Source organism: Nocardia stercoris (genome assembly GCF_003696265.1).
Taxonomy (GTDB): Bacteria; Actinomycetota; Actinomycetes; order Mycobacteriales; family Mycobacteriaceae; genus Nocardia; species Nocardia stercoris.
Genome location: NZ_RFFH01000017.1, coordinates 35,517 through 54,258 on the forward strand (window position 1 = coordinate 35,517; position 18,742 = coordinate 54,258).

General features: G+C 67.8%; 17 protein-coding genes and 1 pseudogene. 2 read left to right on the forward strand and 16 right to left on the reverse strand.

The genetic code is table 11. The annotated features are described in order from the left end of the window. The first annotated feature begins 69 nt into the window (after nucleotides 1-69). Nucleotides 70-924 (forward strand): alpha/beta fold hydrolase, encoded by an 855-nt coding sequence (locus tag EBN03_RS27695; protein WP_122191095.1) that lies wholly within the window; start codon nucleotides 70-72, stop codon nucleotides 922-924. A gap of 27 nt (nucleotides 925-951) precedes the next feature. On the opposite strand, the pseudogene EBN03_RS27700 reads toward EBN03_RS27695, so the two are convergent. From EBN03_RS27700 to EBN03_RS27765, 13 genes and pseudogenes are all read right to left on the reverse strand, one after another. Beyond that, nucleotides 952-1,035: pseudogene (locus EBN03_RS27700) on the reverse strand (NAD-binding protein); the annotation flags it as partial. A gap of 196 nt (nucleotides 1,036-1,231) precedes the next feature. Next, nucleotides 1,232-2,089: an alpha/beta fold hydrolase gene (locus tag EBN03_RS27710; protein WP_122191184.1), complete on the reverse strand. Its 858-nt coding sequence runs from the start codon at nucleotides 2,087-2,089 to the stop codon at nucleotides 1,232-1,234. A 171-nt stretch (nucleotides 2,090-2,260) separates the two neighbouring features. Next, nucleotides 2,261-2,980, reverse strand: a complete 720-nt coding sequence (locus EBN03_RS27715) for an alpha/beta fold hydrolase (RefSeq protein ID WP_122191096.1) — start codon at nucleotides 2,978-2,980, stop codon at nucleotides 2,261-2,263. Between the two features lie 87 nt (nucleotides 2,981-3,067). After that, on the reverse strand, nucleotides 3,068-3,937 hold the full coding sequence (locus tag EBN03_RS27720; RefSeq protein ID WP_122191097.1) for an alpha/beta fold hydrolase: 870 nt from the start codon (nucleotides 3,935-3,937) through the stop codon (nucleotides 3,068-3,070). A gap of 70 nt (nucleotides 3,938-4,007) precedes the next feature. Further along, nucleotides 4,008-4,691 carry an alpha/beta fold hydrolase gene (locus EBN03_RS27725; RefSeq protein ID WP_122191098.1) on the reverse strand — a complete coding sequence of 228 codons (684 nt, stop codon included), beginning with the start codon at nucleotides 4,689-4,691 and terminating at the stop codon, nucleotides 4,008-4,010. A gap of 107 nt (nucleotides 4,692-4,798) precedes the next feature. After that, nucleotides 4,799-7,555 carry a LuxR C-terminal-related transcriptional regulator gene (locus EBN03_RS27730; protein WP_158675753.1) on the reverse strand — a complete coding sequence of 919 codons (2,757 nt, stop codon included), beginning with the start codon at nucleotides 7,553-7,555 and terminating at the stop codon, nucleotides 4,799-4,801. Between the two features lie 157 nt (nucleotides 7,556-7,712). Further along, a complete protein-coding gene (locus EBN03_RS27735; RefSeq protein ID WP_199742989.1) occupies nucleotides 7,713-8,261 on the reverse strand; it encodes a PaaI family thioesterase in 549 nt (182 codons plus the stop codon). An 81-nt stretch (nucleotides 8,262-8,342) separates the two neighbouring features. Further along, the gene (locus tag EBN03_RS27740; protein WP_122191101.1) at nucleotides 8,343-9,275 is read right to left on the reverse strand and encodes an NmrA family NAD(P)-binding protein; all 933 of its coding nucleotides are present in this window, start codon (nucleotides 9,273-9,275) and stop codon (nucleotides 8,343-8,345) included. A 131-nt stretch (nucleotides 9,276-9,406) separates the two neighbouring features. Next, on the reverse strand, nucleotides 9,407-9,976 hold the full coding sequence (locus tag EBN03_RS27745) for a YbhB/YbcL family Raf kinase inhibitor-like protein (protein WP_122191102.1): 570 nt from the start codon (nucleotides 9,974-9,976) through the stop codon (nucleotides 9,407-9,409). Between the two features lie 33 nt (nucleotides 9,977-10,009). Beyond that, nucleotides 10,010-10,570 (reverse strand): LeuD/DmdB family oxidoreductase small subunit, encoded by a 561-nt coding sequence (locus tag EBN03_RS27750; protein ID WP_122191103.1) that lies wholly within the window; start codon nucleotides 10,568-10,570, stop codon nucleotides 10,010-10,012. Beyond that, entirely contained in the window at nucleotides 10,567-11,814 is a 1,248-nt protein-coding gene (locus EBN03_RS27755; RefSeq protein ID WP_122191104.1) for a 3-isopropylmalate dehydratase large subunit, read from the reverse strand. Before EBN03_RS27755 ends, EBN03_RS27750 begins: the two co-directional genes overlap by 4 nt. 6 nt (nucleotides 11,815-11,820) lie before the next feature. Continuing rightward, nucleotides 11,821-12,699: an isocitrate lyase/PEP mutase family protein gene (locus EBN03_RS27760; protein WP_122191105.1), complete on the reverse strand. Its 879-nt coding sequence runs from the start codon at nucleotides 12,697-12,699 to the stop codon at nucleotides 11,821-11,823. Then, the gene (locus EBN03_RS27765; protein WP_122191106.1) at nucleotides 12,696-14,129 is read right to left on the reverse strand and encodes an MmgE/PrpD family protein; all 1,434 of its coding nucleotides are present in this window, start codon (nucleotides 14,127-14,129) and stop codon (nucleotides 12,696-12,698) included. The genes EBN03_RS27760 and EBN03_RS27765 overlap by 4 nt, the downstream gene beginning before the upstream one ends. Before the next feature lie 148 nt (nucleotides 14,130-14,277). Here EBN03_RS27765 and EBN03_RS27770 point away from each other — a divergent pair, with 148 nt between their 5' ends. Next, nucleotides 14,278-15,354: an Lrp/AsnC family transcriptional regulator gene (locus EBN03_RS27770; protein ID WP_122191107.1), complete on the forward strand. Its 1,077-nt coding sequence runs from the start codon at nucleotides 14,278-14,280 to the stop codon at nucleotides 15,352-15,354. Here the strand turns inward: EBN03_RS27770 and EBN03_RS27775 are convergent. The 3 genes from EBN03_RS27775 to EBN03_RS27785 form a co-directional block, all read right to left on the reverse strand. Next, nucleotides 15,300-17,006, reverse strand: a complete 1,707-nt coding sequence (locus tag EBN03_RS27775) for an alpha-keto acid decarboxylase family protein (RefSeq protein WP_122191108.1) — start codon at nucleotides 17,004-17,006, stop codon at nucleotides 15,300-15,302. The two genes, EBN03_RS27770 and EBN03_RS27775, sit on opposite strands and share 55 nt — an antisense overlap. Nucleotides 17,007-17,103: 97 nt before the next feature. Continuing rightward, complete coding sequence (locus tag EBN03_RS27780; protein WP_122191109.1) at nucleotides 17,104-17,805, reverse strand: type 1 glutamine amidotransferase domain-containing protein; 702 nt, start codon at nucleotides 17,803-17,805, stop codon at nucleotides 17,104-17,106. Nucleotides 17,806-17,896: 91 nt separating this feature from the next. Beyond that, entirely contained in the window at nucleotides 17,897-18,718 is an 822-nt protein-coding gene (locus tag EBN03_RS27785) for an alpha/beta fold hydrolase (RefSeq protein WP_122191110.1), read from the reverse strand. Between the last annotated feature and the right edge of the window lie 24 nt (nucleotides 18,719-18,742).

The window sequence follows — 18,742 nt, forward strand, 5'->3', positions numbered from 1 at the left end:
CTGCGACGCCCACCCTGTCGCCTGAGCGGCCGGGCCGATCCCCGCTTCACACCCCGAGGAGAACAAGCCATGAGCACTATCCGTTACTCGACCGCCGACGTCGACGGCTTCCGCATCTTCTACCGTGAGGCCGGAACGCCCGGAAAGCCCAAACTGCTTCTGCTGCACGGCTTTCCGACCTCCAGCCACATGTTCCGGGACCTGATTCCGCACCTGGCCGACGACTTCCACATCGTGGCACCCGATCTGCCCGGGTTCGGCCGCTCCGACATGCCCGAGCGCGACCGGTTCGACTACACCTTCGACCACATCGCAGCGATCATCGACCGCTTCACCGAGATCGCCGAATTCGACCGCTACGCGATCTACGTCTTCGACTACGGCGCCCCCACCGGATTCCGGCTCGCCGTCGCACACCCCGAACGAATCACCGCCATCGTGTCGCAAAACGGCAACGCCTACACCGAAGGCCTCAGCGACAGCTGGAACCCCATCCGGGCGTACTGGGAATCCCCGACATCGGCCAACCGCGACGCGCTGCGGACGCTCCTGACCCCGGAAACCACCCACTGGCAATACACCCACGGCGTCCCAGACGAGTCCGCGGTCTCACCCGACGGCATCGCCCTCGACAATCACTACCTGGCCCGTGCGGGCGCGCACGAGGTCCAGCTCGACCTGTTCCTGGACTACCGCACCAATGTCGCCCGCTATCCGGAATTCCAGGAGTATTTCCGCCGCCGCACTCCCCGGCTCCTTGCCGTATGGGGCAAGAACGATCCCTTCTTCCTGCCGGCCGGAGCCGAAGCCTTCCGACGCGACATCCCCGACGCACAGGTCCGCTTCTTCGACACCGGGCATTTCGCGCTCGAGACACATGCGGGCGAGATCGCCGAAGCGATCAGGAAATTCGTCACCGAATGACCGAACTGTGGACCCGGGTACTCTCGGCCATGGTCCGCGTTCGATCACAGTGACCTCGGCGCCGAACCGGCGGTACATCTGGGCGAACTCCAGCCCGATGTAGCTGCCCCCGTCGAAGGTCATTGTGTCGCTCGACATATGTGGCCCCTACAGATTCATGGCCAGGGCGGCGATGGCGAAACCGCCGCCCACCGCGAGGACATCCTCGGCCGATGCCACTGGGAGGTCTCGGCCGCCGGTCCGCGCGACCTGCGATCACGCCGAGTGCGGGGAGGACGCCGGGGTTCCGGAGAACCCCGGCGACGACTCAGTTGGCGGTGCCGGCGTCGGCCTTCTCGATGAGGTCGGTGACAGCTTCGGGCTTGATGAGCATGATGAGGTGCGGGCCGTCCACCTCGACGGTCTGCGCTCCGGCGCGAGATGCCATGAATCGCTCCAAATTCGGTGCGATGGCGTCGTCCTGCTTTGCCACCATGTACCACGATTTGACGGTCTTCCAGGCCGGTGTGCCGGAGGGCTGGGTGGCCGAGGCCACGCTCAGCGGACGCTGCTCCACGGCCAGGGCCTGTGCCTGTGCCGGCTTCAGGAGGTTGTTCAGGAACACCGTGGGGTACTGAACCGGATCGATGGTCAATTCGGTGCCGGTGGTGCCGTCCGGCAGCGGATAGCTGGACGGGTTCGCGGGGACCGGCGGGATCTGCGACGCCTCGGGCCGGCCGTTGAGCGTCGCCAGCGAATCGCCCTGGTCGGGGGCGAACGCCGCAATATAGACCAGGGCCTTGACGTTCGGTGCGTCCACGGCGGCGTCGGTGATGACCGCGCCACCGTAGGAGTGGCCGACCAGGATGACCGGGCCCTTGATCTGCTGCACCACCGAATGGATGTAGGCGGCATCGGAGGTCAACCCGCGCAACGGATTCGGCGGGGCGACCACCGGGTATCCGGCGGCCTGCAACTTCTCGACCACCGGTGTCCAGCCGGCCGCGTCGGCCCAGGCGCCGTGCACCAGCACCACGGTGGGCTTGGCGCTCGCCGGCGCCTGCTGCTGGGCCACCCCGGCGTGCGGGGAGGTGGCCTGCGCGGTGCCGGTCAGCGTGGCCGTGGCCAGCGTGGCCGCTGCCATCGCCGCGCCGACCGCTGTGGCGACCAGCTTGGGGTATTTCATGGTGCTCTCCTGCGTGTGTGGTGCCTTGCCGACTCCGCCGGTCACCGATGACCAGCGGCCATGACGTCCCGGTCGTTCGGCCGGTGATGTCACGACATGGGCTGGGGCCACGCGATTGCGCAGCCCCAGCGGTGTCCCAGAGCCTTCTTTTGGGCCGGGAGCTGTTGTGTGTCAGAGCTTTTCGAGCGCATCCCGGATGAACTGAGCGGCGCGAGCGGGCTGAGCGATGAACGCGGTGTGGGAGCCATCGATCTCTTCGGTCGTGGCGCCCATCCGTTCAGCCATGAAGCGCTGGGCTTGCGGCGCAATGGCGTTGTCCTGCCGTGCGATCTGATACCAGCACGGTCGCGCCCTCCAGCCGGCCGCGGTGGCTTCCTCAGTGAAGGCGGCGGCCGCCAGCGGCCGGTGTGTGAGGTTCATGAGCCGGGCGAGGTCATCCGGCAGGTCGGCGCAGAATGTCTGGTGAAATCCGGCGCGGTCGATGTACAGATCAGGACCACCGACCGCGCCGGGCGCGTCGTAGGACGTGGGTCGCACGGTGTCGGCGAGCATGGAGGGCGGGAACGGGGCCTGCACCGATGCGCAACTCTCGCCCATGTCCGGGCTGAACGCCGCCAGATAGACCAAACCCACGACATTGTCGAGACCGTCCGATGCCTGCGTGATCACGGCACCGCCGTAGGAGTGCCCGACGAGCACCACCGGTCCCTCGATCGCGGCGGCGACCGCGCGCACGGCGGCCGCGTCTCCGGCCAGTCCACGAAGCGGGTTCGGTGGCGCCACGACCTGGTGTCCGGTGCCGGTGAGTTCAGCGATAACGCCGGCGAAGCCGGAAGCGTCGGCGAATGCCCCGTGGACCAGGACTATCGTCGGTGTCGTCGAATCGGTCATCGTTACTCCTGGATCGATGTGGATATCGGTGTGCGAGTTGCCGGGCCGTTCCGGATCCGCCTGCGGATGAGCATGGAAGGCCGGCGGCTATCGGCCGGTCGCCACGGCGGCCTGTTCGATGAGTGTTGTAACCGCGTCCGGGTCGGTCGCCATGATCAGGTGCGGACCGTCGGCCTCGACAGTGTGGGCACCGGCCCGAGTAGCCATGAACCGCTCCAGGTCCGGGGCGATCGCACGGTCCTGCCGGGCGACCAGATACCACGACGGGATCGTCTTCCAGGCCGGTGCGCCGGACGGTTCGGTCGCCGCGGCGATACTCAGCGGCCGTTGCTCGACGGCGAGCGCCTGTTGCTGCTCAGCCGGCAGTTTGCCGTCGAGGAAGACGCTCGGGTACTGCGCGGGGTCGATGGTCAGCTCGGTGCCCGGTGGGGTCCCGTCTTGCGGGTACGGCGACGGGTTCGCCGGCACCGCGGGGATCTTCTTGCCCTGATCGCTGGAGTTGAGGGACGCCAGCGACTCGCCCTGATCGGGTACGAAGGCCGCGATATAGACCAGGGCCTTGACCTGTGAGTCACCGGTCGCGGCGTTGCTGATCACCGCGCCGCCGTAGGAGTGGCCGACCAGTACGACCGGTCCGTTGATCCGGTGCAGCACGCTCGAGAGGTAGGCGGCATCGGAGGTCAAGCCGCGCAATGGATTCGGCGGCGCCTCGACCCGGAATCCCGCCTGCTGCAGTTCGGTCACGACCGGTGTCCAGCCGGCCGCGTCCGCCCACGCTCCGTGTACCAGCACGATTGTCGGTTTCGGCCCGTGCCAGTCCGCGATCCCCGGGACCGAGGTGGAGCTCGACGCGGCGGGGGTGTGCGACGACGAGCACGAGGTGAGGGTCAGCGCCGAGGCCACGGCCAGGACGGCCGCCGCAGCCGCGACGCGCTTCGACCGAGCAGGGAGTTTCATTGCAGCCGGTTCCTTGATCTGTGTGTATTCCGTTGTCGGAGAATGTTTTTCCGCTCCACGTCGTGACCGTTCATCGGGCGGCCGCGCGGATGAGGTCGGCTACCACCGCCGGCCGGGACAGGTGGACGGCGTGGCTGCCCGAGGTCACCGCGACGGTCGCGCCGATCCGCTGGGCCATTGCCAGCTGCGCCGACGGCGGGATCATCCGGTCGCCGGTGACCTGCAGGTACCAGCTCGGCTTCGTCCGCCACGCCGCGGCACCGATGATCGCGCCGCACGCAGCCACGCCCCACGGCACCTGGGCGTCGGCGAGGAACGCGGCGTCGGCGGCGGCAAGGTCGGCGGCGAACACCGCGCGGAACTCGTTGCGATCCAGCACGAGCCCACCGTCGACCGGTGGAAGTATCGGCGGGCGAGGCACTGTCGCTCCGAGTCCGGCCAGCAGCGTTTCCACCGACTCGCCCGTGTCCGGTGCGAACGCCGCCAGATACACCAGTGAGGTCACCGCCTCGTGCAAACCCGCCTCGGTGATGACGGCACCGCCGTAGCCCTGACCGACCAGCACCGCCGGCCGGTCGAGGTCGTCGAGGACCGCGCAGGTGGCGTCGGCGTCGCCGTGCAGGGATCGGGTGGAGTGCTGCACGATCCGTACGGTGTGGCCGGTCGCGGTGAGTTCGTCGTAGACCGCGCGCCAGCTCGAGCCGTCCACGAAGGCGCCGTGGACGAGTACTACGGTCGTGCCGGTGTGGGGCATCGGCTGGCTCCTCGGTGGCGATCCGGTGTGGATGTCACCGAATCTAGAGTCGCGCCGAGCAGGTCGAACCCGTCATTCGACGTAGGTGACCTACGTATTTCACCGCCTCATCGCGTGGTGGGGTCGGTTCGCTGCCGCAGGGCATCTCGCAGGGCGCTGCGGCGGCCGACACCGAGCTTGCCGAACACGTGATGCAGGTGTGTCGACACCGTTCGCTCGGACAGGAACAGTTGCGCGCCGATCTGGCTGTTGGTCAGACCGGTGGCGGCGAGCTCGGCGATCGTCTGTTCGCGGGGAGTCAACGGTGTTGTCCGCGGCGCCTTTCGGCCGTCTCCGGTCGCGCGCAACTCGGTCTCGACGCGGGCGATCCACGGTGCGGCGCGCAGTGCCGTGAACCCTGCCAGCGCGGCAGACAGGTGAGTTCGGGCCGCGGTGGTGGCCCGTTCCCGGCGCAGGTATTCGCCGTAGAGCAGTTCGACACGGGCCCGATCGAAAACCCAGCGCTCGGTGTCGGGCACCGCGAGGGCCTCCTCGAACAGGGCGCGCGCCTCGGGCGGAGTGGCCACCGCCAGGGCTGCCGCGCACAGCATGCGCTGCCGGCTCGAGATATTCGGCAGTCCGGATGTATAGGCAGCCGTCGCGTGCGCCGCCGCGTCAGCGAGCCGACCACCGCGTGCTGCGGCCTCAGTGAGATCGAGGACCAGCCACACCGCGTGCGGGTTGTACGGCCGGAACTCGCCGGGCGGTGCCACCGTGGCAGCGTGGCGGTAGGCGTCGTCGAAAGCGCTCGCGCCGAGCGCGGCCAGGCAGCGCAGATGTGCGGCGTAGACGGCATGCGTTCCCAGATTCCGGCTCGCCGAGAACTGCAGCTGCTCAGCGAACCGGTCGACCAGCTCGTACTCACCGCGGCCCGCCGCGACCAGGCCACGAACGAATCCCGCCAGCAAACCGTTGAGCACATACCCGTATTCGGCACACAGCCGCAGGGCTTCGTCGGCGACCTCGCTCGCCTCGTCCCACTGGCTGCCGACGAAGGTATGCAACGCCAACAGACACTGGGCGTCGATGACACGAGTGATCGCGCCGTCCGCCTGGCAGTCCGCGATCACCCGCCGCAGCGGTTCGCCGACGCCGTCGACCCGGTCCAGACACACCCCAGCGATCGCGACACGGGTGATGCGATTGGGATCGCTGGTCCAGCGCAACTCGCCCTCTGCCCGGTCGAGCTCGTCGAACACCTGCTGATCGAAAGGCAGCACCGACGCCAGACAGGTCCGATTCAGCGCGAACAAGCCGGACTGATGTTCCGCCAGTCGGCCCAGCACGGCTTCGGCCTCGGACCACAGATCGTCGCGGCGGCAGTAGTGGGCGGTGAACAGGAGCTGGTACATCGCTTCGGACACATCCAGTTCCAGGTCCGCACCGACGGTTTCGCCGAGTTGGCCGAACGCGGCCAGCAGCAACCGTACGCCCACCACGCCGTCGCCGGCGTTGCTCAGCAGGTGATAGCACGCGGTCAGTGCCGCCATCAATGACTTGCCCTGCGTGGCGATCCCGGAATTGTTGCGCAGCAGGCGCATCGTCTGTTCGAGTTCGCCGGTAATCGCCTGGCCGAGATGAGCGGCGCGGACGGAGCGCCGAGCCCGGTCGGTGGCCGCTGGGCTGAGTTCGGCCGCGCGCAACATCGACGCGACGACCCGACTGTGGTCGGAGCCGTCCCGGAACATTTGCAGCGACACCGCTTCCAGCAGGCTCGCCACTTCCTCGTCCGGAGTGTCCGCTGCTTGGCCGAGATGCCATGCGCGACGTTGCGGCCACTGCGTGAAGGTGTCGGCGAGCCGGCGATGCGCGGCCAGCCGTTCCTCGCCGGTCGAGAGCTCCACCACCGCCGACCGGATCAACGGGTGCCGGAATTCGAGCCGCTGGGTGCGTGGGTTCCGGACCAGGACTCGGGCCCGTTCGGCCGCTGCCAGGTCGGCCCGTCCCTCCGGGGTCGGCAGATAGTCCTCGAGCGCGATCCGCCCGCTCGCATCGCCGGCCAGAACCACGAGCAGCAGAGCGTGTCTGGTGCGTTCGGGCAGTGTCTGCACGCGGCTGCCGAACAACGACTGCAACCTTCGCGTCAACGGCGGGAACTCCGGTACGCGGGCCGGGGCCCGGTGGATGTCGAGCGCGGCGGGAAGCTCGAGCAGGGCCAGTGGATTACCTCGTGCGTCCGCGCACAGGCGCCGGCGGGCGGTGACCGGCAACGCGGGGTAGACCGCGGCGAGCAGCTCGTCGGAACTGTCTTCGTCGAGCGGCGCCAGGTCGTGTATCCGATAGCCGTCATCGGCGAATCCGTTGCCGGACACCAGTCGCGCTGCCGTCAGCCCCCGGATATCGGCATCGCCCAGCCGCCGCATCGTGTACCGCAACGCCATTCGGCTGGCCTGGTCGATCCACTGCGCGTCGTCGACCACCAGTGCCAGACCCGCACCGGCGTCCAGGGCTGCCCTCCGCAGTAGTGCCACTGTGGCGCCACCGACGATCAGCGGCGCCGGCGCCGGCCCGGACTCCGCGCCCAGGACGACATCCAGCGCCCGGCGGTGCTCGCCACCCAGTTCACCGATCAGCTCGATCACGTTGTGCAGCAATTGATTCAGGGTGCCGAATTGCAGATCGGCCTCGAATTGCACGCCCGCCGCCCGCAGCACTCGCCGACCCGCGTGGGTTGCGAGGTCGGCGCCGACGTCGAGCAGCGCGGACTTCCCCACGCCCGGGTCGCCACCGAAAACCAGCACTCGATCGGCACCCCGGGCGCCGGTCATGAACGAGCGGATCATCTCGATCTCGGTACTGCGACCGAACAGCACTGAACACCCCACATCGGACCACCAGCACCATCGGCTGATTTCAGCTATTCATCACACGCAATGCAAACGCCGAGTTCATGAGCTTAATTACCGACGCCACGAACCGCGACGCAAACGAACGCCGCGGTGCTGTACCGGCTGTCGAGAGCGGCGATCCGCCCGGATCGCCTCAGCCGCGCTCGGCTCGCTCGCGGTTCCCGGGTACGGCGAACAGCAGGCAGCTGCTGGTCGCGGTCGCGAGGAGCTTGCCGCTTCGACTGGTGAGAGCCGCTTCGGCCAACGCGACCCGGCTTCCCAGGTGCCGAACGGTGCCCGTGCACTGCACGGGGCCAGTGTCGACGCGGATCGGGGCGAGAAACCGGACCGACAGGTCGATGCTGGTGTAGGCCGTGCCCAGCGGGAGCCGGCTGTGCACTGCGCATCCGGCGGCCGAGTCCAACAGGGACGACGACACGCCTCCGTGGACCGAACCGATCGGGTTGTAGTGGTATTCGGCGGGTGTGAAGCCGAATACCACTGTGCCCGCCTCGACCGACTCCAGGCGCACGTCGAGTGTCTTCATCAGCGGCGGCGGCGGAACGGCGCCTTCCGCGACGGACCTAAGAAACTCCAGGCCGGACATGGTTGCCGCGGCGTTCGCGGCGATCGTCGGATCGTCCCACGCATAACTACGCAGTCGGACACCGGTTTCAGCGCTCAGTGCTGCACTGTGGTTCACACGAATCTCCTGTTGCCTGTTCGTCATCTGCTACGAAAGCCCGCCGATCCGGGTGCCGGGTCGGTCACGGGTATCCCGTGACTACGGGGAGACGGCCCGGAATGCCGCAGTGCGCGCGGTCAGGAACTCCCGCAACGAAATGGGCTCACGCTTGATCAAATCGCGGATCTTCTGCGGGTCCGCCGGGATGGATTGCCCACTGCGGGCGATGACCTCTCCGACCGACGAGATGTGCTGGGCCATACCGTGGTTGATCACACCGTCGCCGAGGCCCTCGAGTTCGCGGCGCCATCGATCGGCCGAGACCGCTTCGAAACGCACCGGCCGCCCCAGCACGTCGCCGAGCAGTTCGGCGATCTGCGCATGGGTGAACGACTCCGGGCCGGGCGGAAACACCACAGGGCCGTCGAATCGTTGCGGGTGCAGCATCGCCGCAACGGCGAGTTCGGCAGCATCTCGACCACTGATCCAGCCGATCGCACTGTCACCGAACGAATTCCGTATCACGCCCTCGTCGTGGACCGACCGAGCGTGCAGCACCTCCAGGTTCTCGTGGAACAGGGCGACCACCCGCAAGATGAGCACGTCCAGCCCGGCCCACTGCAGCACCTGCTCGGCCAGCCACTGGTTTCGCCCCAGTTCACTGGGATGGTCGGGATGTGCTGGGCCCATGGACATCACCACGACCCGGGGTTGCCTGTCGGCCTCGCGTACCGCGGCGGCGAAGTTGGCTGCGGCCGGTACGACTCCCGGAGCCACCGGGTAGGTGAAGTACGCCAGATCGACGTCGGTGAGGGCTGCGGCGAGGGTTCTGCGCTGATGCAGGTCGCCCACCACCACTTCCGCACCGAGGGACTCGAGCAGCTCGGTGCGGTCACTGATTTCCCGGGCCAGCACCCGCACCCGGTGCCCTTCATCCCGAAGGCGTCTGACCACATGCTCGCCGGTGTTGCCATGACGGCCGGTCGCGCCGGTGACGAGGATCGGATTCGACTGTGTCGCACTGTGCGTCACTGCATCGGCCTTTCTGTCGGTATGTCGCTGTCACGAGGCACCTTACTATATCCATCTAAAGTTAGATGCGGCCTTCACGGGCCGGATTTCTCCTCTGCCGTGACCCGCGGGGAACAGTGGTACCGAAGATCTCAATCCCGCCGATAGGTACCGGTCAGCCTTCCGCGAGCGAGGACGTGGCCGTCGATCGCAGTCAGGGTTCGAGCGAGGGTGGCGTCGGTGTCCAGGCCGCTGGCTGCGTCCAGGGCAAAGATCTGGAACACGTACCGGTGCGGGCCGTGGCCGGGGATCGGGCGTGGCCCGGCGTATCCACGGCGGTGGAACGATCCGATGCCGATCTGCCCGGAAGCGAGCTCGGCTCCGGGGCGATTGATCGCGTTCTCACCGAGTTCGCCTACCGCAGGGTCGATTCCGGTGACGAGGGCGTGCACGATGGGGCGTGGCAAGGGCACGTCGGGGTCTTCGACGATCAGCACCAGTTCCACCGCGGCCGCCGGGACTCCGGACCACGCAATCTGCGGTGAGATGTCTTCTCCCACACCGGCTCCCGCGTGCCGTTGGGGAATCGGCCCGCCGTCGCGGAAGGCACTGCTGGTCACTGTGATCGTCTCGGGGGCGGCGGCCGCCGAGTGGTGCCAGGCTGTCCGCCCGATTCCGGCTCGGACCGGGCGCAGCAGCCGCGCGAGTAGATGTACAGCCACAGGGTCTCCGTTGGTCTCGGGTCGCGGAACTCGTCACGCCGCTGATCCGCCGGCGCCGACGGCACCCGAACGCAGCGCGTCGAGAAGTTCCGCAGGGAGGTAACCGTTTTCGGCCAGCCGGGCGAGTACGCCTCCGCTGGCGAGGATTTCGCGGATCAGTGGCGGCAGCGGAGTGGTTCGCGCTGCAGCGCCGGTGGTTTCGTTGCGGTAGGCGCCGGTGGTGATGTCGACGACAGCCCGGTCCCCGTCGCGAAAGAATCGGGTCGCGTCGGGCACCGTGAGCGCGGGCAGCCCCGCGTTGATCGCGTTGCGGAAGAACAGCGAATTGAATTCCTCGGCGATCAGTGCGGCGATGCCCAGGTGCCGGAACAGCGCGGCGACCGGGCGGGAGGAGCCGACGCCGAAGTTCTTGCCGGCCACCACGATATCGCCGGGGCCGACCTGGTCGGTCCAGCCTGGCCGGAGCTGATAGAAGATGTGCCGGGCGGCCTCGGGAAGGTCGAGTTTCATGGCGAACGCCGGATACATGGCGTCGGTGTCGATCGAGTCGCCGAAGACCCAGACCTTGCCGCCGATAGTCGTGGTGGTGCTCATGGGGTGACACTCCGAGGGTCGGTGATGTAGCCCGTCACGGCCGAGGCCGCGACGGTGGCCGGGGATGCCATGTAGATCTCGGCCTCCGTGCTGCCCATCCGGCCGGTGAAGTTGCGGGTGCTCGAGGTGAGGCAGACTTCGCCGGCGCCCACCACGCCCATGTGGTAGCCGAAACACGCACCGCAGGTGGAGTTGGTGACGACCGCTCCCGCGTCGGCGAGGTCCTGCAGGTAGCCCAGCCGCATCGCATCGCGGTAGATCTGCTGCGAGGCGGGAGTGACCAGCAGGCGCACGCCGGGAGCGACGGTCCGGCCGCGCAGGATCCGCGCGGCGATGCGCAGGTCCTCGAGCTGCCCGTTGGCGCAGGAGCCGATGAACGCCTGGTCGATGCTGCGATGTTCGATGCGGGACACCGGGATTCCGTTGTGCGCCACGGTGCCCGGCCGCGCCACATACGGTTCGAGGGCGGACAGGTCGACGGTGCGCACGGCGGCGTACTCGGCATCGGGATCCGCGTCGGCGGGCACGAAATCGGTGATGCCCTGCTCCGCGAAGAACTCTCGCAGCCGGTCGTCGACACCGAAGGTGGCGAAATCGGCGGAGATCTCAGCGGCCTGGGTCGCGGTGGTCCGGCGGTCGTTGAGCGGCACACTGGCCAAGCCCGGTCCGCCGAATTCGAGATTCCGGTTCGTCGCGTCACCGTAAGTGTCAGCGAGATAGAGGAATATGTCTTTGCCGCTGACGTCCGGCGGCAGCGAACCGACCAGCTCGTACCGCAGGGTCGGTGCGACCTGGAACCAGGTCGAGCCGGTGCACAGGATGGAGTACACCTCCGCCGGGCCCAGCCCCCGGGCGGCGGTGTTGTAGGCGCCGCCGGCGCAGGTGTGCGAGTCGGTGCAGGCCAGGACTTCTCCGGGGCGAGCCAGCCCGTTCTCGGCGATGACCTGGTGGCAGATCCCGTGCCGCCCGACATCGAAGAACTTCTCGATCCCGAAGTCGGCGACGAACTTTCGCGCCTTGGGCCCGCCCTCCGCGTCCTTGAGCGTCGGCGCGGGGACGGCGTGGTCCAGGACGACCGCGACCTTGTCGGGGTCGTGGATCCGGGCCGGCGGGATCCACAGGGTCGCGAATTGGAGGTCGATCATGACGCACATGTCGACCTCGACGGTGACGAGGTCACCCGGCCGGACTCGGGCGAGCCCGGCCTTGCGGGCGAGCAGGTTCTCGATCATGGTCATTCCCATGGCGGGTCAGACTCCTTCGATGCGGTGGCGGTCGCCGAGCTCGGACCACTCGGCCAGGCCGACGAGGTCGAAGAATTCGGCCGGTTTCGTCGGCAGCAGGGGTGCGGGGTCGCGGCCGGCGAGCTCGGCGAGACCGGTCAGCATCGCGTAGGCGGCGGCCCCGAGGGGCAGGGACGGCTGGATGGCGATCGCGTAGCCGAGATCGGCGATCCGGCGGGTGGATTCGATCGGGGTGAGACCGCCGGTGACGAGATTGATCAGCTTGGGGCCCGGTACCTCCGTGGCGATCCGTTCGATCTCGTCGATCGACTGGGGCGCCTCGATGAACAGGACGTCGGCACCGGCGTCGGCGTAGGTGTTCGCCCGTTCGATCGCGGCGTCGAGTCCCAGCGGTGCTCGGGCGTCGGTGCGCGCGATCACGACCAGGTCCGGATCGGTGCGCGCCCCGAGCGCGGCGCGGAGCTTCACTACGAATTCGGCTGTGCTGACCAGTTCCTTGTCCGGTAGGTGGCCGCACTTCTTCGGAAATGCCTGATCCTCCAACTGGATCGCCGCCACACCCGCGGCCTCGTACTCGCGCACGGTGCGAATCACGTTGAGTGGCGCGCCGTATCCGGTGTCGGCGTCGGCGATCAACGGGAGGTCGCCGAGGACTCCGGTGAGCACGCGGGCGCGTTCGGTCATCTCGGTCTGGGTGACCAGTCCGATGTCGGGCAGCCCGAATCCGGACGCCGCCACTCCGGCACCGGTCATATACGCGGCGTCGAATCCGACCCGGCGGACCAGCGACGCCGATAATCCGTCGAATACACCCGGTGCGACCACCAGCTCGCCGGATGCCAAGCTGCGCCGCAACTTTCGCCGAGCCGCGTGCGTAACACTCACTGCGCGTCCTTTCCGTCCAGGGCGCCGGCCACCGGCGCGGCGAGCAGGTCCGCGAGCTCGCGGACATCGGTGAGTTCGTCGAGCCGCAGGACGGCGTCCGCAATCGCGTCGAGGCGGGCCGCCGGCAGCAACGGGCCGACCAGCGAGCGGTATTTGGCGACGATCTCGTCGTCTATGACCGGGTCCGAAGGCCCGCCGTGCGGCTGCGTGATCCGCTTGTGCAGCACCGTGCCGTCGCCGAGGCGGATGGTGAGATCGGTGGCGAACCTGTCCTGTACCGGGCCGGTCTCGATGGATTCGTCCAGCTCGACGTCGACCGTGCCGAGCAGCTTCCAGACGTCGTCGGCATCGAGCCGGGACTGCGTGAACTGCGGCGGCAGCACCTGTCCGTCCAGCAGCGCGACCGCTGCCGCGTAGCCGAGGTTCATCTGCGCGCCGACCGAGGTCAGCGGACGCTGCGGCTCCCACCAGCCGTGGTGGTAGACCGTGTTGCCGACCCGGATCTCGATGCGGGAGACGGTGGCCGGATCGATGGCGTGCTCGGCGCGCAATTCGAGGGCAGCCTGCACGGTTCCGTGCAAACCTCCTTGCGCGGCATAGGATTTCACCATGATGAGCTCGGTGTGCCAGCCCTGGCCGAGTCCGGCGATCACCTGCGCGGGGTCGGGATCGTGGCCCTCGCCGAACACCGCGAGGTAGCCGCCGTAGGGCCGGTCGAACACCTCCTTGATGCCGGTGTAGCCGGCGGCGGCCAGTCCGGCCGCGTAATAGCCGTTGCGCGCGGCGAATCCGTGCTGCATGCGCTTGGACATCGCCTCGTACTGGGCTGCCATCAGTCCGGCCGACTGCGTGCCTGCCATGCCCAGCGCATCCTCGAGTCGCGGAACGTCGAGTCCGCGCAGCTTCCCGGCCACCGTTGCCGCCGTGTGGGTTCCGAAGACCGGACCGCTGTGCCAGCCGCGGTCGAGCATCTGCGCCCCGTGCAGCGCCAGCCCCACCCGGGGCCCGACCTCGAAGCCCGCGATCGCGGCGGTCAGCGCCGCGGCACCGGTGACGCCGCCGAGGGACTGGGCGGTCGCCAGGATCGTCGGCACGATCAGCGAATTGCTGTGCAGTGGCGCCAACGGATGGAAGTCGTCGAGCTCGAATCCCTGGATGAACGTGCTGTTGAGCAGCACGGCGGCCGGGCCGCTGGTGGTGGTGCCGGTGCCGATCACCACCGCATCCCCGCTGCCCTCGAGACCCAGAACGGCAGCGGTCGCGACCCGCGACCACGGCAGCTGGGCACCCACAAGGCCACAGGCCACACCGTCGAGCAGCAGATGCTTGGCCCGCGTCCGGACCCGGTCGGGGACGGCGTCGAGCGTCAGCTGCTCGATCCAGCGCGCCAGCGGGAAAGTGACGCCCGGGGCGGTTGTCTGTTCGCTCATGAGCTCAGTGAACGCCACGCCCGATCGAGAGCCCGATATTGAAGGAAAGAGACTACTTTCTGCCGTATATAGTCAGATACAGGCGAATCTGCCGGTTCAATGTAGGTAATCACCAGCCGTACGCGGCCGGGATCGGGACGGAGTGCGCATGGCCCAGGGGCGCGGCGACAGCGTCGACGAGGTCGATGTGATGCTGCTGGATGCGCTGCACGCGAATCCCCGGGCCAGTTTCGAACGGCTCGGCCCGGCGCTGGGTATCTCGGCGGTTACCGCGGCACGTCGGTGGCAGCGGCTCAGCGATTCCGGCCGGGCCTGGGTGTCGTCCGTGCCGGGCCCGCAGCTGGCGTTGGTCGGCGCCGTGTATCAGGTGCGGGCCCAGCCCGGCCGCGTCACCGAGGTCGCGCATGCCCTGAGCGCGGTCCCGCAGGTCGTCAGCGTGTATGCCACCGACGGCGCCTTCGACCTGCACACCCTCGTGTTCGCCGGAGACATGCCTGCTCTGACCACGCTGCTGCTCGACGCACTACCCCGGATACCCGGAATCGCCTCGGCCCGATCCCTTGTCGGCTCGGTCTGGTACAGCGCAGTGCAGTGGCAGCTGGGCGCCATGGACGCCGACCAGAAACGATCGGTGTCCGGCCGGGCAGGCCGGAAGCAGATCCGCTCCGAGCGCAACCGCGTCTTCGATCAGGCGGACCGGATGTTGTTCGTGGCACTGCAACGCGACGGCCGAGCCCGCTACCGAGATCTGGCCCGGACGGTCGGTACGTCCGAGACGCTGGTCCGGCGCCGCGTGGAAACCCTCGTCGATCGCGGAATGCTGTCCTTCCGAACCGATTTCGCGCGCAGCGAAGGTGGCTGGCCGGTCGAATATGTGCTCTGGCTGTCAGTCCCCCTTGATCGGCTCGACGATCTGGGCGCGGAGATCGGATCGTGGCCGCAGACCCGGATCTGCCTGTCTACGACCGGCACCGCGAATCTCATGGTGATGGGGCAGGTGCACCGGATCCGCGACGTCGCGGGGATTCTGGAACGATTGCCGCCGGAGGTCGTCGTGGCCGATCAGCGGCTCGTCCTGCGGGCGTTCAAATCGTGGGGACGGCTGCTGAACGCCGACGGCCATGCCCTCGACCATGTTCCGGTCGACCCCTGGGCACCGGCCGGCCCGGATCAGGCGGGCCTGAGTTGGGCGCCTTCTTCGTGTTGGGGACCACGCGGGCCGTAGTCGAGTTCGGCTCCCCGGTTGCTGCTGGCCGCAATCGCGGCGGGGGAATCGAAGCGATCCATGATCGATTCCACGAAGATCAACGTGTCGTTGGACACCGACATGGCGTCGCGCAGGTCCGCCACCGTCCGGACGACGAACGACCGGGCCGCGGTGTCGGGTCGGAGCATCTTCGGCAGCTCCGCGTACGCCCAGGTCGCAATATCGTTGTAGGACTCGGTCTTTCCGAGGTACCCACGCTCGATGGTGTATCCCCCGTTGTTGATCAGGAAGATCACCGGCTTGTGGTCGTGCCGCAGGACCGTCGACAACTCCTGCGCCGTCTGCTGGAACGAACCGTCACCGACGAACAGCAGGTGGCGCCGGTCCGGTGCCGCGGTCAGCGTGCCGAGCAGGGCGGCGACCGAATAGCCGATCGAGCCCCAATTGACCGATCCCACGAACGTGCAGCCGGACGGGAGTTGCAGGCCGAACAGGGCGTACGACGTGCCGTTGTCGACGAGCAACACATCTCCGGGCCGGAGATAGTCCTGCACGGCCCGCCAGTAGGCGGTCTGGGTCAGGTCAGCCGCGCCGTCGGTGTCGACAGGTGGCGCCGCTGCCGCCGGCCGGGTCACGACCCGGTCGGTGACCTGCGGCACCGCCGCGCAGACGTCGCGGAGAACCTCCGCGAGCGTCACCGCCTGATAGTTGTCGTCGCCGACGTCGACCGAGTAGCTCCGCAGGTGGATCGCCCCGGCGGGCAACGCGGCCGTGAAATCGCCCGTGGTCACCTCGATCGGCCGGTACCCGATGCAGAGCAGGCAGTCGCTGTTCTCCACCGCGTCGAGGGTGTGCTGGGCGCTTGCCTTTCCGTTGTAGACACCGACGTAGCAGGGCAAGGTCTCGTCGATCACCGCCTTGGCGGTATTGAGAACCGCGACCGGAGTGCGCATCTTCGTGGCGAGCGCGGTGATCTGGTCGGCGACCCCGAACCGGTCCGCGTCCAGATCCACCAGAATCGCCGGCGACTTCGCAGCGGACAAGCGGCCCGCGATCGCGGTGACGCACGACGCCAACCGTTCAGGGTCGCTGGACGGTTGCGCGAGAATCAACGGGCCGTCCGGAACTTCGATCTCGAGGTAGGCGATGTCGGAAGGCAACTCCAGATAGACCGGCAGCTTCTCCCGCCACGCCGTGGCGATCAGCCGGTCGATCTCGGCAGCCGCATTCCGTGGCGTCAGCCTGGCGTGTGCGGCGGTGACCTGCGCGAAAGCGCCGAGGAAGCGATCCCAGGTCCCGTCGGCCATCGAATGGTGCATCCCCAGACCACGATCGATGGACCGCAGCGGAATCGACCCGCAGATACAGATCACCGGAACATGCTCGGCATAGCAGCCGGCGATGCCGTTGATCGCACTCATCGCACCGACCGCGTTCGTGACCAGGAGCGCGCCCATACCGTTCAACCGCGCGTAGCCGTCGGCCGCATAGGAGGCGTTCAACTCGCTGCAATTGCCCACCCACTCCACGGTGCCGTGGTCCTCGAGCTGGTGGAGCAACTCGAGGTTGTAGTCACCGGGCACGCCGAACAGATGACCGATCCCCGCCTCGGCCAGACGGCGAATCAGAAAGTCGCCGACCGTCATTCGTCGAGTCTCGCGCTCGGGCATGCTGTGCTCCTCCGTGTCGTCTCAGGCTGACATCTCGGTCCCGCGCCGGTCCGGTCGCACCCAAAGCCACATATCCGGCCGCCGAATCGCGTTCACGTCAAGCACCTTTGAGGAGTTCGACCATCCGGCCGCCCAGCACGGCGGCCGAGGCCGGGTTCTGGCCGGTGACCAGATTGCGGTCCTCGACCATGTACGGCTCCCAGATCGGGCCACGGCTGAACTGCACCCCGATCTTCGCCTTCAGATCGGTCTCCAGCAGCCACGGCGCGATCGCCGCGACGCCGACGGCCTCTTCCTCCTCGTCGGTGAAACAGGTCATGCGGTAGCCGGTGAACGGAGATTCACCGTGGATCCGGGTCGACAGGATCGACGCTGGGGCGTGGCACACGATGAACAGCGGATTCCCCGACGCCAGCTGCCGGCGCAGCAGACGCCCGCAGTCGGCATCGAAGGCCAGGTCCGCCATCGGCCCGTGCCCACCCGGCAGGTACACCGCGTCGTAGTCCTCGAGCCGTATGTCCGACAGTTGCAGCGGCCGCCGCAGCGCCTCCGCCTCCCGGATGATCGACTCCATCCGCAGCGCCCCGTCGATACCGCCGTTCATCGCCGGGCGCAGACTCATCATGTCCGGCGTCGGGATCACCCCGCCTGGTGTCGCCACGACCACCTCGTGACCAGCATCGGTCAGGATCCGGTACGGGTTCGCGAACTCCTCCGCCCAGTAACCGGTCGCATACCGCGAACCGTCCTTCACCACCCAGTAACTGGCACCACTGACAATGAACAGGACCTTCGCCACAGCAATACTCCTCTTCGATTCCGTGTGGTCGTCGAGTTCGGTGCGACTGCTCGCGAACTGTGGCCGCCGATCTGCGCGCGACTGCCGCGGGTTATTGCCGGATGAAGTTCAGGATGTCCGCGTCCAGCTGCCGCTGGTATTCGCCGAAGATCCCGTGTGGCGCACCCGGATACACCTTCAGGGTGCCATTGCGGACCAGGTCGATGGACTTGCGGGCCGCATCCGCGATGGGCACGATCTGGTCGTCGTCGCCGTGGGCGATGAGGATCGGTACCTCGAGTGCGCGTAGGTCCTCTGTTTGATCGGTTTCACTGAATGCCTTGACGCAGTCGTACGCGGCAGCGAGGTTGACCAGCATGCTCTGCCGCCAGAAGTCGTCGATCGCGCCCTGGGACACGGTGGCGCCGTCGCGATTGAAACCGTAGAACGCGAGCGCGAGGTCCTTGTAGTACTGGGATCGGTCGGCGAGCAAACCGGCCCGGATACCGTCGAAGACCTCGATCGGGGTGCCGTCCGGGTTGGTGTCGGAGCGGACCATGATCGGTGGGATGGCGCCGCACGTGATCACCTTCGCGACCCGGCCCTGCCCGAACTGAGCCGCGTACCGGACGACTTCACCGCCACCGGTGGAGTGACCGACCAGGATGACGTCCCGCAGGTCGAGGTGCTCGATCACTTCGGACAGATCCCGTGCGTACGTCGTCAGATCGTTGCCGGTGTAGGTCTTCGACGACCTGCCGTGGCCACGCCGATCGTGGGCTATCGTGCGATACCCCGCGTCGGCGAACAGTTTCAATTCGAGCTGCCAGGCGTCGGAACACAGCGGCCAGCCGTGGCTCATGACGACGGGCTGGCCCGACCCGTTGTCGGTGTAGTAGATCTCGGTTCCGTCCGATACGGTCACAAAAGGCATTGCGTCCTCCAGAACATTCGGGGA

Bases quoted from the DNA above. Each gene is read 5' to 3' on its own strand.
- EBN03_RS27785 (WP_122191110.1), bottom strand. From the start codon at position 18,718: ATGCCTTTTGTGACCGTATCGGACGGAACCGAGATCTACTACACCGAC.
- EBN03_RS27755 (WP_122191104.1), bottom strand. From the start codon at position 11,814: ATGGGAATGACCATGATCGAGAACCTGCTCGCCCGCAAGGCCGGGCTC.
- EBN03_RS27710 (WP_122191184.1), bottom strand. From the start codon at position 2,089: ATGAAATACCCCAAGCTGGTCGCCACAGCGGTCGGCGCGGCGATGGCA.
- EBN03_RS27765 (WP_122191106.1), bottom strand. From the start codon at position 14,129: ATGAGCGAACAGACAACCGCCCCGGGCGTCACTTTCCCGCTGGCGCGC.
- EBN03_RS27750 (WP_122191103.1), bottom strand. From the start codon at position 10,570: ATGAGCACCACCACGACTATCGGCGGCAAGGTCTGGGTCTTCGGCGAC.
- EBN03_RS27695 (WP_122191095.1), top strand. From the start codon at position 70: ATGAGCACTATCCGTTACTCGACCGCCGACGTCGACGGCTTCCGCATC.
- EBN03_RS27715 (WP_122191096.1), bottom strand. From the start codon at position 2,980: ATGACCGATTCGACGACACCGACGATAGTCCTGGTCCACGGGGCATTC.
- EBN03_RS27725 (WP_122191098.1), bottom strand. From the start codon at position 4,691: ATGCCCCACACCGGCACGACCGTAGTACTCGTCCACGGCGCCTTCGTG.
- EBN03_RS27770 (WP_122191107.1), top strand. From the start codon at position 14,278: ATGGCCCAGGGGCGCGGCGACAGCGTCGACGAGGTCGATGTGATGCTG.
- EBN03_RS27775 (WP_122191108.1), bottom strand. From the start codon at position 17,006: ATGCCCGAGCGCGAGACTCGACGAATGACGGTCGGCGACTTTCTGATT.
- EBN03_RS27720 (WP_122191097.1), bottom strand. From the start codon at position 3,937: ATGAAACTCCCTGCTCGGTCGAAGCGCGTCGCGGCTGCGGCGGCCGTC.